11 protein-coding genes, 3 pseudogenes and 1 riboswitch are annotated in these 15,439 nt (G+C 60.5%); of the genes and pseudogenes, 6 read left to right on the top strand and 8 right to left on the bottom strand.

Annotation, left to right across the window (positions count from 1 at the left end; all coding sequences use genetic code 11):
• Positions 1-277 precede the first annotated feature (277 nt).
• Complete coding sequence (gene phbB / locus ACZY0R_RS02365) at positions 278-1,021, top strand: acetoacetyl-CoA reductase (RefSeq protein WP_488856953.1); 744 nt, start codon at positions 278-280, stop codon at positions 1,019-1,021.
• 150 nt (positions 1,022-1,171) lie between these two features.
• On the opposite strand, the pseudogene ACZY0R_RS02360 reads toward phbB, so the two are convergent.
• Positions 1,172-1,255, bottom strand: a pseudogene (locus ACZY0R_RS02360) (integrase); the annotation flags it as partial.
• A gap of 26 nt (positions 1,256-1,281) precedes the next feature.
• Positions 1,282-1,548 (bottom strand): annotated as a pseudogene (locus ACZY0R_RS02355) (helix-turn-helix domain-containing protein); the annotation flags it as partial.
• A 99-nt stretch (positions 1,549-1,647) separates the two neighbouring features.
• On the opposite strand from ACZY0R_RS02355, the gene ACZY0R_RS02350 reads away from it, so the two are divergent.
• Positions 1,648-2,733: an IS630 family transposase gene (locus ACZY0R_RS02350; protein ID WP_488856952.1), complete on the top strand. Its 1,086-nt coding sequence runs from the start codon at positions 1,648-1,650 to the stop codon at positions 2,731-2,733.
• A 436-nt stretch (positions 2,734-3,169) separates the two neighbouring features.
• On the opposite strand, the gene ACZY0R_RS02345 is transcribed toward ACZY0R_RS02350, so the two are convergent.
• Complete coding sequence (locus tag ACZY0R_RS02345) at positions 3,170-4,060, bottom strand: LysR family transcriptional regulator (RefSeq protein ID WP_488859479.1); 891 nt, start codon at positions 4,058-4,060, stop codon at positions 3,170-3,172.
• 245 nt (positions 4,061-4,305) lie between these two features.
• Here ACZY0R_RS02345 and ACZY0R_RS02340 point away from each other — a divergent pair, with 245 nt between their 5' ends.
• Positions 4,306-4,566, top strand: coding sequence for a hypothetical protein (locus ACZY0R_RS02340; protein ID WP_488856951.1), 261 nt, complete (start codon positions 4,306-4,308; stop codon positions 4,564-4,566).
• 121 nt (positions 4,567-4,687) lie between these two features.
• Here the strand turns inward: ACZY0R_RS02340 and ACZY0R_RS02335 are convergent.
• The 4 genes and pseudogenes from ACZY0R_RS02335 to ACZY0R_RS02320 all read right to left on the bottom strand — a co-directional run.
• Positions 4,688-4,819: pseudogene (locus ACZY0R_RS02335) on the bottom strand (zinc-binding dehydrogenase); the annotation flags it as partial.
• Positions 4,820-4,836: 17 nt separating this feature from the next.
• Positions 4,837-6,159 (bottom strand): IS4 family transposase, encoded by a 1,323-nt coding sequence (locus ACZY0R_RS02330; RefSeq protein WP_488859478.1) that lies wholly within the window; start codon positions 6,157-6,159, stop codon positions 4,837-4,839.
• 55 nt (positions 6,160-6,214) lie between these two features.
• A complete protein-coding gene (locus tag ACZY0R_RS02325) occupies positions 6,215-7,153 on the bottom strand; it encodes a zinc-dependent alcohol dehydrogenase family protein (protein WP_488856950.1) in 939 nt (312 codons plus the stop codon).
• A 234-nt stretch (positions 7,154-7,387) separates the two neighbouring features.
• On the bottom strand, positions 7,388-8,497 hold the full coding sequence (locus tag ACZY0R_RS02320; RefSeq protein WP_488856949.1) for an alkene reductase: 1,110 nt from the start codon (positions 8,495-8,497) through the stop codon (positions 7,388-7,390).
• Between the two features lie 910 nt (positions 8,498-9,407).
• Between ACZY0R_RS02320 and ACZY0R_RS02315 the strand changes: the two genes are divergently transcribed.
• Both ACZY0R_RS02315 and ACZY0R_RS02310 read left to right on the top strand, forming a co-directional pair.
• The gene (locus ACZY0R_RS02315) at positions 9,408-11,096 is read left to right on the top strand and encodes an IS1634 family transposase (protein ID WP_488856948.1); all 1,689 of its coding nucleotides are present in this window, start codon (positions 9,408-9,410) and stop codon (positions 11,094-11,096) included.
• A gap of 92 nt (positions 11,097-11,188) precedes the next feature.
• Positions 11,189-12,277: a Gfo/Idh/MocA family protein gene (locus ACZY0R_RS02310; protein WP_488859477.1), complete on the top strand. Its 1,089-nt coding sequence runs from the start codon at positions 11,189-11,191 to the stop codon at positions 12,275-12,277.
• 212 nt (positions 12,278-12,489) lie between these two features.
• Here the strand turns inward: ACZY0R_RS02310 and ACZY0R_RS02305 are convergent, their stop codons facing one another.
• Positions 12,490-13,122, bottom strand: a complete 633-nt coding sequence (locus ACZY0R_RS02305) for a LysE family translocator (protein ID WP_488856947.1) — start codon at positions 13,120-13,122, stop codon at positions 12,490-12,492.
• A gap of 20 nt (positions 13,123-13,142) precedes the next feature.
• Positions 13,143-13,226: riboswitch (ZMP/ZTP riboswitch) on the bottom strand.
• 722 nt (positions 13,227-13,948) lie between these two features.
• On the opposite strand from ACZY0R_RS02305, the gene ACZY0R_RS02300 reads away from it, so the two are divergent.
• Positions 13,949-15,397 (top strand): DUF1254 domain-containing protein, encoded by a 1,449-nt coding sequence (locus ACZY0R_RS02300; protein WP_488856946.1) that lies wholly within the window; start codon positions 13,949-13,951, stop codon positions 15,395-15,397.
• Positions 15,398-15,439: the final 42 nt, after the last annotated feature.

The following is a 15,439-nucleotide window of genomic DNA, read 5'->3' as shown; positions in this document are numbered from 1 at the left end:
GCGTTGCCTTCGCAAGTCGCCGGGTATGGAGAATCCGTTCACAAGACATGTTGTTCCGGCTGACGCTTCACTTCCTTGCCAGCGGAAGTGAAGCGCCCGCGTCCCGGATGTCGCCTGCGTAGACAAGCAATCTTGATGACATAAAAATGAAATGTAGCCGAGGTACTGTGGTCCAGCGATAGGGGCGCCCCCCTGTCGCATGGCGGAGCCGAGGGAAAATCGGAGCGACCATCGGGCTTTTAGGGGTCGGAAATCATCATGAAAAGTGACTGGCAGGATGACAAAGCGAATCGCATTAGTGACAGGTGGCATGGGTGGCCTCGGTGAGGCCATCACTATCAAATTGCATCACGCCGGCTACGACGTAGTCGTGACCCACACGCCAGGGAACCAAAATACGCAGAGCTGGCTGGCGGCAATGGACGCAGCCGGCCGCAATTTACGCGCCTACCCGGTGGACGTGGCCGACTACGATGCATGCCAGGCGTCGATGGCGCAGATACTCGCCGACGTCGGTCGGATTGACATTCTGGTGAATAATGCGGGCATCACCCGCGATATGGCCTTCAAGAAGTTGGACAAGGTGAACTGGGATGCTGTGATTCGCACTAATCTGGACTCGGTGTTCCACGTCACTAAGCCACTGTGCGAGGGCATGGTCGAGCGTGGCTGGGGCCGCATCATCAATATCGCGTCAATCAATGGCTCCAAGGGAGCCTTCGGCCAAACCAACTACGCGGCCGCAAAGGCCGGCATGCACGGATTCACAAAGTCACTGGCGCTGGAAGTTGCAAGGAAGGGGGTGACGGTAAACACCATCTCTCCAGGCTACTTGGCTACCAAAATGGTTACCGCCGTGCCGCAGGAGATCATGGACACGAAGATCCTGCCTCAGATTCCGGTCGGCCGCCTCGGTAAGCCGGAGGAGGTGGCAGCCCTGGTCGCCTATTTGTGCTCGGAAGATGCGGCCTACGTGACCGGGTCCAATATCGCCATCAACGGCGGACAGCACATGCAATGAACGATGGGGCGAGACGCGGTGGCGTCACCGCTACCGCTGTCTCGCCCCTGGATATATCGCGCGTTGCGGGGCGGTGTGTACCAAGTTAGATTGGTGTGCCGTTGACTAAAGCGCCTTGGGAAAACGGCACCACGGGCTCCAGCGCGAGCTTGTGTGTCCCAGAAGAAGCTGGACTGCCCGCAGATTCTTGGTTCGCCGGTAGATCAGTGTTGCCTTCGTCCTCCTCATTGAGTGGGCCGGCTAATGGAAGATGGGGCTCATCCGAGCCGGGCTGCTATTGAACGGATCGAGTGGCCGGCAACCACTGAGCGCGAGATCTCCTCTCGTTCGGCAAGCGTCAACGCCAGCCTCGAGCGGTGTCGTTGTGCTGGTTGTATTCCGCCCGTTTCCGCAAGAATGCCCTGTACCGACGAGTGGTTCCGATCGAACAGTCGGGCAATCTGATGAAGCGTTTCACCTTTCCGCCAGCGCTCCCACATCAACGCCTTCTGGCTTTCCGTGTAGTAGATCCGCCGCCTCTGTTTCATTGCAACACCCTCCTGCTAGTGTAGTGTTGCACTCTTGAATGAACGTATAATATTCGCATGCCTCCAAGGTTCCACTATGAGGCAGAGTGGAGAGAGTGAATGCGAGTTGCCCCTGAGATTGTGCTGACCGACGAAGAGCGCGCCGAATTGACGAGACTGGTTCGTTCGAAGCTGACCAGTGTGAGGCTGGTACAGCGTGCGCACATCGTGCTGCTTGCGGCTGAGGGGATGCAGAGCAAGGACATTGCCGCGCAACTGAGCGTGGGCCGGGTGCAGGTCTCGCGCTGGCGCGAGCGCTATGCCCAATCGCGGCTGGCGGGCATTGAGCGCGACCGTCCACGTGGCGCGCCGCCGGTCAAGGTGGACGTCTCTCGCCTCGTGACGCTGACCACCCAGAGCCAGCCCGAAGCGGCCACGCACTGGAGCACGCGCAAGATGGCCGCCGAGTTGGGCGTGAGCGCCAGCACCGTCATGCGCCATTGGCACGCCCACGGGTTGAAGCCGCACATCGTGCGCGGCTTCAAGGTCTCGCGCGATCCGAAGTTCGTCGAGAAGCTTGAAGACATCGTGGGCCTCTACATGTCGCCACCCGAGCACGCGCTTGTGCTGTGCTGCGATGAGAAGAGCCAGGTGCAGGCGCTGGATCGCACACAGCCCGGGCTGCCGCTGAAGAATGGGCGCGCGGCCACCATGACTCACGACTACAAGCGCAACGGCACGACCACGCTGTTTGCCGCGCTCAACGTGCTCGATGGCCAGGTCATCGCCCAGTGCCAGCAGCGCCACCGCCATACCGAGTGGTTGAAGTTCCTGCGCAAGATCGACCGCGAGACGCCCAAGGACAAAACGCTGCATCTGATCGCCGACAACTACGCCACGCACAAGCATCCTGCGGTGCAGGACTGGCTGGCCAAGCATCCGCGATTCAACATGCACTTCACGCCCACCTCGGCATCATGGCTGAACATGGTCGAGCGGTTCTTTCGCGACATCACAACCGAGCGACTTCGCCGCGGCGTATTCACCAGCGTGCCGGAACTGGTCGCCGCCATTAACGAGTACATCGCTCACCACAACACCAACCCCAAGCCGTTCATCTGGACCAAGAGCGCTCGCGACATCCTGCAGAAGGTCATTCGCGCCAACCGCCGCTTAAGTTCCAAACAGAATGCAACACTACACTAGCGCAGCCTTAAGTGTGTCGCATCGACCGGTTGAATCCGCAGGCCAAAGCTGCCGGTTGCGAGCCGAACTCAATGCGCTCCGCATGGCCGCATCTATGGATGCAGCACCTACCGGCAAGTGCTGGCCGCTATCCGGTTGCCTGACTATCGCAGGAGGAACGCAATATCGTCGACGCTGACCTGCGTGATCGGCAGGCCCTTGCGACGCTGGAGCAGGAAATCCCCAACAGTTGCGAGCGGTCGGCTCTTCCCGTTACGGCCATTCGTACGCGCAGCGCCAATGGCAGAAGCTGGCCATTTACGGTCATTGGTCCGCTCTCTCGGGCGGACCTTTGAACTTCGGCTCTACCCAGGTACCGGACATTCAGGGCACGTTTGGCCGACCACGCTTTGACCTTCTCGGATGCTTACAGGTCGCATAGTTCTCGACGATGAGGTCAAGATTCGTCGAAGAGATTCTGGTTCATAAAATCCACGAAAACGCGCACCTTCGGCAGCATCATCCGATTCGAGGGCCAAAGTGCGCGAAAGGGAATGTGATCGCCCTCGAACTCTCGGAGCACGGCCACGAGTGACCCGTTGGCCAGTTGTGCACACACTGCAAAGTCAGGAACACAGATCAGGCCCAAATCTCGCTCGGCCAGCGCTATGAGCGGTTCCACCGCGTTCACAATGGCCGTTGACGGAAGTTCGACCTCGAACTTTGCACCATCGCGCATGAACAGCCAGCGCCGCAAGCGCCCGGTTTCCGTGAAGCGATGCTGCAAACAGGCATGCGTCGCGAGATCCTCGGGTGTGGCCGGCACGCCGTGCCGTGCGAAGTACGCTGGCGAGCCCACGACTACAAATGCATAGTGCCCGAGGGTGCGCGTGATAAGCTGCGAATCGTCAGCCTCGCCGGTACGCATGACCACGTCGAAGCCCTCCTCGATGACGTCCACGATGCGGTCGCTGAAATCGATGTCGAGCCGCACTTCGGCGTACTGATGCATGAATGCCGACAGCACTGGCATCAACAGCATCCCCACTACCGGCATGCTGACTCGTAAGCGGCCCGCAGGCGTCGTGCGCGAGGTTGCCAGCTCCGTCTCCGCCTCGACTAGCTCGTTGAGAATACGCTGGCAGCGGGCCAGAAAGCGCTCGCCCTCGTGGGTAAGCCGCATGCTGCGCGTACTGCGGTGAAATAGGGGAAGACCGAGGCGTGCTTCCAGCCGCGCGATGGCCTTGCCCACCGCCGACGCCGATATCCCGAGCTGCCGCCCTGCTTCCGCAAAGCTGAGCGTTTCCGCCGCCCGCTTAAATACGACTATGCCGCTCATATGGTCTATCGCGCCGCCTGACCGCACGACATTGGCAGCTGGCAGATCGCGCGCGGTTGCCTCGGTAGAAGCGGAATCCATCTTGACCATCACACTGCTCCCTTCGGAAAGGTACGATTCGCAGCCGCCACTCGGCATGCCGCTGCGGGTGGCCTCCCCGAGTATATGATTATTCACGAAGAAAGTGCGGTGAGGGCCACGGGCGTGATGAGCAACGAGCAAGCCTCCACGTTGCCGATCGCAGCGCTGACTGCTTGCGAAGTGACAAGGTCGCGGTGCGTCTGGGCCCGAGCGGCTCGTGGGGCGACGTGTCCGACAGCGACCCAGAAGGGCTGTTCTCGTTCGTCGCGACCGAGTTGAGCAAGCTCGATCTCCCCTACCTGCATCTGATCGAGCCACGCGTGCGTGGAGTTATCGAGGCCGAAACCAAGGATCCCAATCCGGTTGCTTCGCAATTGCTTCGCAAGTTCTACAGCGGGACGATTATCGCAGCAGGGGGATTCAAAGGGAGATAGCGCAGAAGCGATCATTGCTGCGGGTGATGCCGATCTAATTGCCTTTGGCCGACGAAATGGGAAATTACCACCGGAGGCGGATTTCGGGCGCGTTATGGTGCGCGCCGCGCCCCATCTGACATCACACCGTTACGACAATTTTGCCGAACTGACCGCTTTCCTCCAGGTAGCGATGCGCTTCTACCATTTCATCAAACTTGAATGTGCGATCGATGACCGGCTTCAGTGCACCGTTCTCTAGGCCCTTAAGGACCACCCCTTTCAAGGTGATTAGACGACACGTCCAGCCTTGATGACACGGGCGGTAGAAACATGCCGCCGTGCTACGCATCCGGCCACATAGCCTTTCTTCTTCGGCGCTTTCGGTCCCCGCGTATGTTTGCGCATCGCGCGGGGATCAGCGTGCGTCGCCATCCTGATCAACTCGCGACCGAGCTGAGCTGGGGTGAGGAGGTCATAGGCCTGCCACACCTCGGGCGGCACCGCGATCATCATGCCGGCATAAGTTGCCCGGATTTCGCTGACGAGGTAATACGGTGAGAGCTCGATGTCGCTGGTATCCAGCTCATGCCGGATTCTCACCGCAGTCGCAATCACGCTCAGTACGTTATACGCGAGCGCCGCCACGCCGAAGGCCAGCAGCGCCGCGCGCGGTTGGCTCAACGAACGAATCTCACTATTGAGCACCGATTCCAGCCGCTGAAACAAATTCTCTATGCTCCAGCGTCGCCGGTATAGCCGGGCGACTGCCTCGGCCGTCAGATGGGCGGCCGGGACATTGGTCAGCAGGCGGATGACGGTGTCACCATCCTCGGTGGCGCCATCCAGACGCAGCTCGATGCGCCGCAGCACCAGCGGCGCGTTCGATTCATCTGGGATGCTGACCGCTTGCTCGTACACGATGCCGGTTTCGACCCGGCCCATTTCGCGTAACGGCTCCAGCTCGCTGGGGCTCGGATTGCGGCCGTGCTCCCGCACGATGAAGGCGCTGCCGCGACGCTGCCACCCGGCAAGAATCGCCCGGGTGCTGAAGTTGCGATCGGCGATCCACAGTTCGGCCGGCTGGGCCGATGCGAGCAGGGTTTCCATGATGGCCCGCTCCTGGGCATGCGCATCTTCACAGGGCACCAGATCGACGATCATCGCCGTGTCCGGGTCATAGACCACCAATGACTGCCCTGGCAAGGCCGCACCCCGAAACCCCCGCAATGGTTTCAGGCGCTTTTCGCTCGCAGGCAAATGGCTGCCATCCACGATGCGCAGGCGATAGCCATTCACCGATGGCGACTGCTTGCGCAACATCGGTTGCACGACCGGCCCCAACCGCTGCGCACTGCCTTGCACTAGGGCACGAACCAGCCCCGGCTCGGTCCGGCTGAGCTTGTCGTACAGCGCGGTGATGGAAACCGGCAGCGCCGGACTGGCCTTGGCTGCCGCATGCACCGACGGGCGCAGCCCCACGGCGACCAGCGACATGATTTCCACCGTCGTCGAGAACAATAACTCCCGCGTGTACTGCGTTTCACGCTCTTGCTCGAACAACTCGTCGATCCAGGCCGGATCAAGGGCGCGTTGCAACCCCAGGCGCGCCATCACGCTGATCGGGCTGTGTTCGAGAAAGCGTTCCACCACTGCGTCCAGTACCACGCTATTGACTCCGGTTTCTGTTCGAAAACACGGAGGGTGCCCTAATTTTCGTCACCTTGAAAGGGGTGCCCTTAAGGACGTATTCCACTGCAGCCTTGCGGCGTGTTTCGTCGGCAGTCGTCGCCCAGATATTATGACCCTTGATCACCGGCATCTTCGCGATCATCGCTAGCAGCGGCATCGGTGTATCACCCTCGGCGAGTGCCCCGTAGATGTACACGATGCCCTGGTAGGCCAGCGCGTCGATCAGCTTCGAGAAGTTCGGGCCGCCGACTGGGTCGAATGCGATACGTGCACCCTTGTTGTCCGTGATGCGCATCACCTCCTGCACAAAATCGACCTCATCCGTGGCGATCACGTGCGCAGCGCCTGCTTCGAGCAAATGCTGCTTTTTGGCCGAGGTACGCGTCAGCGCAATGGGAGTCGCCCCTGCATAGTTGCTGAACTGGATCGCCGCGAGTCCAACGCTGCTCGAGGCTGCAGGAATGAGGACGAAATCGCCCTTGCCCACCTTGGCGTCGTCGATGAGCGCGGCGTAAGCCGTCACGAACATCATCCACACCGAGGCCGCCTGCTCAAACGAAAGGGAATTCGGGTGCTTCACAAGCGCGTAGGCCGGGGCGATGATGACCTCGCCATACGTGAAGTACTGGTTCATCGAGTACGCGGGAAGTACGTTGACCTTGTCGCCCACAGCGAATTCAGCCACGTCCGTGCCTACTGCTTCGACAACACCGGCAGCCTCGTATCCCAGACCTGCTGGGAACTCGATGACCGGTTCGATATATTGGCCGTTTCGCCACATCGACTCGGCGCGGTTGATGCCAATTGCCTTGACCCTGATGCGAACTTCAGCGGGACCGGGAGTGGGAACCTGCGTCTCGATGAATTCGAGAACTTCCGGACCGCCGATTCTCGCGAACTTGACAACGCGCGACATTAACATTTCCTTGGTTGGCGCCAACCAACTCAGTTGGCGTTGACAGGCATAAAACTTCGACCCGTTTAAGCGTGACAGGACCCGTGTGGTGTTTCTCAGCCGCCCGAATTCGGACGAGACGGAAGGCCTGAGCGTCGTCGGGCGGACTTGCAGTCCGGACCGCCGTGGCTGATGTCTGCATGTGCGCTTGCGCCGGCGAGCAGGCGGTCGCGCATCGGCCAACGGCGGCTGAGCTCACGCCGCGACGGACTCCTCGTCGTAGAACGGATAGTCCGTATAGCCCACTGCGGTACGTCCGAAGAACGTCTCGCGGTCGTACTCGTTGAGCGGCAGGTTGTGACGCAGACGTTTGGGCAGGTCCGGGTTCGCGATGAAGTGCCGACCGAACGCAATCAGGTCAGCGTCGCCGGACTGCAGAATCGCCTCGGCGCTTTCACCATTGAACCCGCCCGCTGCGATGATCGGGCCGTGAAAGTGTGCGCGGAGCAGCTTTGCTGCGACGGGGTTCTGGTCACGTGTCTCGTCCTCCACGACGCCGCGGATGCGCGGCTCGATGAGATGCAGATACGCGATGCCGAGCTTGTCGAGCTCCGAAGCCACATAGGTGAACAAGGCCTCCGGGTGGCTGTCTGACATCTCGCCCCACGAGCCGCTCGGGCCCAGGCGAACGGCGACCCTGTTCGCGCCCCACATCGAGACGACGGCGCGCGCAATGTCCAGCAGGAGCCGGGCGCGGTTGGCGATAGAACCGCCGTATTCGTCGGTACGCTTGTTGCTGCCGTCTTGCAGGAACTGGTCGAGCAGGTAGCCGTTCGCGGCGTGAAGCTCCACACCGTCGAAGCCCGCTGTCATGCCGCGTTCGGCCGCCGCGCGAAAGCTCTCGACGATACCGGCTATCTCTGCGGCTTCCAGGGCGCGATTCGGCGTGTTGGGCACCCAGCCAGCCTCCGTGTATGCAGGCGCTTCGTGCGGAACTTCGGATGGCCCCACGGGGCGGCCGCCATCGGGCCGTAGCAGGGCGTTTGACTGCCGACCCGCATGGTACAGCTGCAGAAAGATCTTGCCACCTTTGGCGTGCACGGCGTCAGTCACCGACTTCCAGCCCGCTATCTGATCGTCATCGTAGAGACCGGGCGCGCCAAAATAGCCGTTGCCGTCTGGAGCCACGATGGTGGCTTCGGCGATCAAGAGAGCGCCGGGCGAAGTGCGCTGCGCGTAGTACTCGGCCATTAGCGGCCCTGGGCGTGCCCCCATCTCGGCGCGGACGCGGGTGAGGGGCGCAAGAACGACACGATGGGCAAATTCATATGGACCAACCGCAACTTTCGAAAAAAGCTTGGACATTCACAATCTCCACAATAGGCTATTCAGCAAGCACAGGATGGCAGCCGCGGGGACATGCCGACGGCCGCCTACGCTTGACATCAATGTAGGGATTGGTCTGCGCGAGAAAAATGGGCTGGGCGTTGGGACACCCCGGACACGCGTTTCCGCAATGGTTCGGTCTTTGGTGCCAGTCGATGCGCATTCGCCCGCGAATTCTGCATGAAGTGGCGTAAGACCGCCTGCAATGCTGACCGACGAGCGCTGCTGGAGAATTCCAGATGAAACTGGTGAGTCCGTGTTTGTCTGGCTACACCCGTCGCGTTGGCTTCGGCGTGCTGAGCGCCGCACCCGCAGAACCGTCGTTTTTCGGCCACCGGAGCGGATTTGCCCCATTGTTTGCCTGAGGTGAATTGACAATTCCTTTCTCGCCCATTTATTGGTCGCACAGTCATTCAGATAATTCGAGCGATTCGGAGGTGTGCGTCGCGGATCGAACCACGACGGGCGTATGGCAAGAGTAATCACATTCGTGCCGCACGGTGGCCCGGAAGTCTTCTAGTACACGGATGTTGGCACGCCCGAGCCCGGAGCGAACGAAGTTCGCATTCGTGTGGGAGCGGTCGGCCTCAATCGCGCGCAATCGATGTGGCGGCGTGACGAATATGTCGAACCTGCAAATTTGCCGGCACGCGTGGGTTATGCATTGTCCGATCGCCCGGGTGTTCTGCTGCAGAAGCGGGCCTCGCATTCGGCATAGGACCACCCCAACTCACTACCTGAGATCGCTTATGGAGGACAGAACGACATGGAATCGTCTAGCCCTACCTTCGCAAGCTCGGTGTTGTTCCGCGGTGGCACCGAGTCGGAATGCCGCGTAGATACTGGATTTCGCTTGATTCTTTGGCTCTGAGATGCTACATGAAAGAACATGCACATCTTCGAACGAGAAGTCAACGGCCATCGCTACCGTATTGCCGCGCAGTCGGTGTGGGACGCGGAGCGGGGCCGTTCCGTCGCACGCCAGGTCGTGCTGGGACCGGCCGAGCCGCCGCGAGTGGCGGATCTGAGCGCGACCCAGACGGTGGGCACGCGCGGGGTCGGCGACGTCGGAGCCTTGATCTGGGTGGCCGAGCAGCTGGACTTGGTCGGGCAGATTGATCGCGCGTGCGCAGGGGTTGGCGCCAAGGATGGCCCGTCGGTGGGTGAGTTGGCGGTGGCTGTGGCGATTCAGCGTGCGTGTGCGCCGGGACCCAAGTGCGAGCTGGGTGATTTTCTGGACGCGAGTTTGCCGCGGCTGTCGTGTTTGCCGGGGTCCGCGTTCACCGGTCAGGCCTTTCATCGCGTCGCGCAGCAGGTGACCGATGAGCAGTTGGAGCAGGCTCAGGTGGCCATCGCGAAGGCCGCGGTGGCCCGCTTCGAGCTGTCCGCCGACGTGCTCGCGTTCGATACGACGAACTTCGATACCCACATCGACACGCAGACGCCCGGCGAACTGGCCCGGCGAGGCCACGCCAAGAGCAAGAGAAGTGACCTGCGTGTCGTAGGGCTTGGCGTCCTGGTCAGCGAGACCGGGCATGTGCCGCTGTTGTATCGGACGTATCCCGGCAACGGCTCGGACCAGGCCGTGCTCGCGGCGTGCCTGGGTGGGTTGGCGCAGTTGCACGAGGCACTCGACAGCGGTGAGGGCCGCGCGCGGCCGGCGCAGCGCACGGTGGTACGGGACGGCGGGTTTTGGAGCCCGCAACTGGAACTCGATCTCGATGCCGCCGGCTACTACAGCCTCATCTCGTTGCCACTGGGGCACAAGGCCGCAGAGGAGGCGCTGCAGATGGCGGCGCAGCGCGGTGCCATGAAGCCGCTGTCGGGCAAGCTCAGCGACGTGCGGGCGGCGCGGGTTCGGACCACGGTCGGCGAGTTGGATCGCACGCTCGTCGTGGTGGAGAGCCAGGAGTTGCTGGCGGGCCAGAAACGCGGGATCGCGACGGCACTGCGCAAGGCGAAGGTGGAACTGAGCACGCTGGAGGAGTTGGTCCAAAAGGGCCGCATCACGCGCAGCCGGCTGGAGCTGCGGGTCAAGAAGGCGCTCGCTCGGGAACACCTATCGAGCTTCGTCGTGACCACCATCGCCGGCAGCGAAGCGGTACCGACCTTGCATTGGCACGTCGATGCCACGTTGCGCCGCGAACTGGAGAGAACACGGCTGGGCAGGCGGGTGCTGTGTACGGATCGGCACAACTGGAGCACCGGGCGAATCGTTTCCGCCTTCCGAGGACAGTGGAACGTCGAGGAGCTGTTCCGCAGGGCCAAGAAAGGCGGCGTGGTTCCCTGGGGACCGTCACACCAGTGGGCCGATGGATCGTTGCGTCTGCACACCTTCGCGACCGTGCTCGGCCTGATGCTCGTGAGCTTGGCGAAGATTGCCCTGCGGACCGACGCTTCGGCCCGTCGCATGATGGAAGGACTGGCCGAGATCAAGGTGACGTTGGTGAGGACGAAGACCGGGGCAGCGGGACGACGGCCAACGGCAATGCTGGCGCCGAAGCTCACGGCCGAGCAGCGCCGCGCCGTGAAGGTTTTCGAACTGCAGCGGTGGGGACCAACGTTATTTCATGTATGACCTGGGCGCCCGTTCAGCCACGATTGACGGGCAAGAACCGTCGATCCGGCCCCTTGCTTTGCGAAAGTAGGGCTAGGGTTGCGCCGCTGCATGTGGGCATCATTGGCGTCGGAAACTGGGCAAAGCATGGGCACCTACGCGTGCTCGACCTGTTGCCTCAATTCTCGCTCGACGCGGTGTTCAGCCATCGACGCGACGCCGCCGAAGCGGCGGCACGCGACTATCGGATCGGGCGGGTTGCGTCTTCGGTCGACGCCCTTATCGAGAGTCCCGACATTGACCTCGTGGTAGTGCTGAACACGGCTCCGCAACATGCACAGACGGTGCGGCGCGTCATCGCGGCCGGCAAGGATGTGTACTGTGAATGGCCTTTGACGACCACGGTAAGCGATTCTGAGGAACTGCTGCGACTCGCTGGGGAGCGAGGCGTGCGTCATGTCGTTGGGCTACAGCGTCGCCTCGCGCCGCACAATCGCTACGTCCGCGACCCGATTGCGCAAGGCTACCTCGGCACGCTACGCTCAGTGCGGATGCACGTGAACATGAACTATTTTCAGGCGACGCGCACACGCTCGCTCCAATGGACCGTGCCGCCCGAGAATTTTTCGTCAGTTGTCGCGATCTACGGCGGTCACTTCCTCGACATGCTCTTCGCAGCCACGGGCTGGCCCATTTCAATTGCGGCGCTCACGCCGAACCAGTTTCCCGTGGTCACGATCAAGGAGACCGGCGATTCCACGCCGACATCGGCACCCGATCAACTCGCGCTCGTGGGATTGCTGGCCCAGCGCGCCGTACTCTCCGTACATATCGAGGGTGGCAAACGCAACGGCTCGGGTGTCCAGATCGACATCACCGGCACGGAAGGTGACCTGCGCATCACGAACGCGTCGGCGTTCGGTGATGTCGGCGAGGACTACCAAATCCTCGGTGCGCACGGCGACAAGCAGCCGCTCAAGACGCTCCAGGTTCCAGAGAACTATCAGCGTCTTCCAGCCTCGAATCTGCCTTCCTCGTTGCTTGAACTGGCCGAGCTGTATTGGGCCTATGCTGACGACGTGGCGAACGGAACGCGCACTGCGCCAACATTTGCGGATGCAGTGCGGATGCATAGGCTGCTCGAACGTGCGCAGACTTCGTTCTGTACGCAGCAGTTTGTGGGGGTGTCGACTGCCACGTAACAAACTCTTCTTCGGAAGCTGTGCCAGATGGACTGCGCCTGAGCTCGACTGTGCCCATTTTTGCCCGTTGCGAACGGGCAATATCGACAAATGCGCGTAGCGCGGCTCGAACAGGATGCGCGTTTGTCGCAATCGTGCCGCGGGGCGAGCAGGGTTGAGGCGCAGTGTTCCCTTCGGAACCCAATGAACGCCGACGTATTGGCGAGGTGTCGCTATTTCTTGGATTCGTATGCCATCCGCACCGCCAGACCTGTCAGAACGCTTCCCATCAGCCAGCGCTGCACCAATAGCCACAGCGGGCGTCCTGACAGGAAGGTAGATATCGATCCGGCCGTCACGGCGATAAGTGCATTCACAGCGAGGCTCATCGAAATCTGAACGCTGCCGAGTGCCAGCGATTGGGTAAGAACACTGCCGTGTCCTGGCGTAATAAATTGGGGAAGCAGAGACAGATACATGACGGCGATTTTTGGATTCGCCAGGTTAGTGATAAACCCCATGCTAAAGAGCTTCATTGGGGAATCGACCGGTAGGTCGCGCACTGCAAACGCGGACCGTCCGCCCGGTTTGACCGCTTGCCAGGCAAGATATAAAAGGTACAAAGCGCCGCCAAAGCGAAGCGTGTCGTATGCGTAAGGTACCGCAAATATGAAAGCCGTAATTCCGAATGCCGCACAGAGCATATAGAACACAAAGCCCAGAGCAACACCTCCCAACGAAATGAGGCCTGCGCGTCTACCTTGGCAAATTGAGCGGGAAATTATATAAATCATGTTCGGCCCCGGCGTTAGAACCATTCCCAACGCCACAAGAGCGAACATGAGCAAATGTGCGAAATCAGGCATAACCCATCTCCAAGGATAGTAGGTAATGCCCAGGCGCGCGGCGGCTAGCAACCTCACGCTCCCCGATAGTGCTCTATCTGTATGCGCCAGTCACATGAGTGTAAAGATCATAGCACAGGAGAAAATGCTCCAGGCTCGCCCTCGGAGGAGCCGTAGTTGTGCGCTTACAGGCAAGCAGCGAACATGGGATGATCACTGGCGTCCGTCGGACTGACAGAGTGGACCGATCGGCTTTCCGGACTTCAGATTTTCTGCCAAGGAACTAGCCGGAAATGCGCGGTTCCTGCCGGAATGGCCTGATACTAACGGTGCCCAAAACCGCGTCTTGGCAACCAGAGGCGCCGACTTTCTAATCGCGGTGTACTGGTGGCTGCGGCGGTAATCGTGTGTTGTCGTCGATCTATGGTGCAATGTCTTACCACGCTATATTCTCGGATCATCGGATCGCCCGGCAGACGAACGTCCCCTAGCCGGAATTTTGAAAGACTGTTATGGGCCCTGGAGGACGGTGGTGACGGAATTTCCGTTGGCCGTATATAGCAGCTTTTTGGGGCGCCAGTAAGGCGACCGTCTAGCATTCCGCTGCCTACAAGAAAATCTAATTCTGTCCGCGAAAACGCTAACTACGGGCTACTTCGTCATCGGGTACGCTCATGGATGATTGCCAGTTCGCTCCGCCGACAGCGGCGCTGGTCCGCTTGGTCGCCATACCCATGGGATATCCACCGAAGATTAGGCCTTCTTCTGTGAGGTCTTGCGGCAGGGAGACGTCAGCCAGGAAGCGCTTCAGGACGACAATCGTTCTAGATCTCATGCAAGGAATATCATGTTGAGGCATATTCTGCTGGTTGCGATTCTGGCGCCTGCCACCTTCATTTCGGGATGCAAATCGATAGCAAATGGCGCGCCGACTGCAAACACGGCGGCGGGCACGACGCAAGGCGAAAGCTCAGTCAGCCAGTCGGAGACGCGCTCAATCGCGAAAGATGCCTACATCTACGGATTCCCCATCGTAGAGGCATACAAGACCCTATATGCCCAGGCAGTTGACAAAGGTGGTCCGAATTACAAGGCACCCTTCAACCAGATCGGCAACACAGCCAATGTCTTCACGCCGAAGGACACGGCGATCATCACGCCGAATTCCGACACGCCTTATTCGTTCGTGTGGATGGATCTGCGTGCCGAGCCAGTTGTGTTGACCCTGCCGCCGATAGAGGCGCAGCGCTACTATTCCGTGCAACTGATTGATCTATACACGCACAACTTCGCCTACCTCGGAACGCGGACAACGGGCAACAAGGGCGGTAACTACATCATCGCCGGCCCGGGATGGACAGGCGAAACCCCGGCCAATATCAATGGCGTGATCCGCACCGAGTCGAACATTGCCTATGCGCTCTATCGGACCCAGCTCTATGACAAGAAGGATCTCGCCAACGTGAGACGTATCCAGCGCGGGTACAAAGTCAAAACGCTGAGTGCATTTCTTGGAACGAAGGCGCCCGCACCAGCAACGCCGATCCCCTGGCCTCAGCCGGCGCCGGGCATGACCGATACGCCGGCGATCTTCCGCTATCTGAGTTTCTTGCTCCAGTTTGCTCCGACGGATCCGAGCGAGAAAGACCTCATGGAGCGCTTCGCCAAGATCGGTGTGGGCCCGGGCCTGCCATTCGATGAACGCCAGGCGCCCCCCGTCGTGCAGAAGGCGCTGGCCGATGGCATCGCTGACGGGAAGGCGGAGTTTGCGCAATTCGTAAAGACGAAAGTTGATACTCATGAGGTAAGTAGCGGTGATTTCTTCGGTACGCGCGCCTACCTGAAAAACAACTATCTGTACCGCTATACCGGCGCGGCGCTTGGCATCTTCGGCAATTCGGCGGATGAGGCAAATTATCCGGCGTACTTCGTGGATGCGGACGGCCAGCCGCTTGATGCGTCGACCGGGCGCTACGTGATGCATTTCGACAAGAATGGGCTGCCTCCGGCGGATGCGTTTTGGTCGCTGACGATGTATGACGGCAAATCGAAGCTTCTGGTCGACAATCCTCTCAATCGATATCTGCTCAACTCTCGCATGCTCGGCCGGCTCCAGCGAGACGCCGACGGCGGCCTTACGTTCTACGTCCAGCACGATTCCCCTGGCAAGGCCAAGGAAAGCAACTGGCTACCGGCGCCTGCCGGACCGTTCTACGCAATCATGCGGATCTATATGCCGAAGCCCGAGGTAGCGTCAGGCCGATGGCAGCGTCCACCGCTAAAGCGGGTTGATTGATGAGGCGTGACCAGGTTCAATAGTGGCGCTGCCGTTAAATAA

It is taken from the genome of Cupriavidus sp. F041 (genome assembly GCF_057814235.1).
Note: the sequence above shows the minus strand (reverse complement) of the source record. Positions and strands in the feature narration are given on the sequence as shown.